This is a genomic window from Paenibacillus caui, assembly GCF_019904135.1.
In the GTDB taxonomy this organism is placed as follows: domain Bacteria; phylum Bacillota; class Bacilli; order Paenibacillales; family Paenibacillaceae; genus Fontibacillus; species Fontibacillus caui.
This window is the reverse complement of the sequence record NZ_JAIOGQ010000076.1, coordinates 1-1,434: the sequence shown is the minus strand read 5'-3', so window position 1 is coordinate 1,434 and position 1,434 is coordinate 1. Positions and strand designations below refer to the sequence as shown.

Here is a 1,434-nt window from a genome sequence, read left to right as displayed (position 1 = left end):
TTCGTATAGCCCAGATGCGTGTCCATCTCGGCTTCCAGCATCTCCTGCAATGTCTCGGCAAACAGGTCTTTCAAAGCATTTTGTGCATCCTGTGCGGTGACCAGGTTATTCTCCTTAATGAAAGCCCATAGTTGTTCTTTTGACCAAAGTCCCATGTATTCTCCCAACCTTTCTATGACTTCCATTTTACTGGGTTTAGGAGTTTACACAAACTATTTTACAGACTCTGTTAGCGGATGCCTGAGCCTTCTGCGATTCGTTTAAGAAAATCAATGCTAATCTCTATACAATCCCTATATTCTTTGGATTTATAAGTTTTATAAAAAGGATTCATAAATCCATGTTCGGCTTCAATAATCTCTATTATTGTTTTCTTCTTTGTCTTTAGTTTTTTTTCTAAATCTAATACATTAAATGATTTCTCATTTTTTGAAAAGAATAATAAAGTCGGACATCTCGGCTCTATCTCTACATGATTTCTAATTCTCGATCCATAATATCCAATTATTCCATCAATTTCATCTTCACTACTCATCCAAGCAATTGTTGCCCCTACACTAAATCCAATAATATATATCTGATCATACTTCTCTCTATTCACTTTAACTATCTGCTTAACTTCATGTAATGATTTATGGAAACCAATTTCATTCATAAAATAGTGATATGCTTTATCTTCTTGCTCATAAGAAAATGATTCCTTGTGTAATAAATTTGGAGTAAGTACATCAAAACCTTCTTTAATCATCACGTCACGGAAAAATTTAATATGATCATTAATTCCATAGATTTCGTGAAGGATAATCACTAACGATGTACTTGAAGAATCTATATTCATTAAATTTCACATCTTTCTTATATGATCTTTGCACAAGTTTCGATAACGTTCTCTGTATTCACGACTTGACTCGGCCTTAGATAGCTCTTATCTTAGACCGGATCGTGTGTCGCCTGAGCAATCTTCCATGATTATCAGAACGGACAACCAAGGGGAGTGGAGCCCCGCAGCGTGAATGCGAAGTTGGGCGAAGGTCCCTCTTCTTCGATCTACTGACAAATTTCTTCAGTCTATTCCCACATGACTATTTTTAATTCTGTATACACGGTTTTCGTTGGTTTCGCCTAACGTTTCTTGCATTCACAAACCCCGAAGGGGTTGTCCGAGCACCAACTTCCTCGAGATCACTTCTGCGGACCGAGGGCCGTCAGGCCCGATGCGTGAATGCGGTGTTATGTGAAGTTATTGCCATCTTTGAATTTACCTTCTACATCAATTTATTTCTTATACTGATACTCTTCACTTATTCTTGAGCATTTTGCAGTAATATAAGCCCTTGAGCCACAAGGATTTTCAGGCATAAAAAAGGGACTTCACCCCAATTTGGCGAAGTTTTTCGGTGACCAAACCAAAAACCCCAGAATGGAGGAAGTCAC

1 protein-coding gene and 1 pseudogene are annotated in these 1,434 nt (G+C 37.8%); both read right to left on the bottom strand.

What is annotated here, in order from left to right; translation table 11 throughout:
• Nucleotides 1–155 (bottom strand): annotated as a pseudogene (locus tag K7397_RS21780) (IS256 family transposase); the annotation flags it as partial.
• A 74-nt stretch (nt 156–229) separates the two neighbouring features.
• The gene (locus K7397_RS21150) at nt 230–838 is read right to left on the bottom strand and encodes a dienelactone hydrolase family protein (RefSeq protein ID WP_223070553.1); all 609 of its coding nucleotides are present in this window, start codon (nt 836–838) and stop codon (nt 230–232) included.
• Nucleotides 839–1,434: the final 596 nt, after the last annotated feature.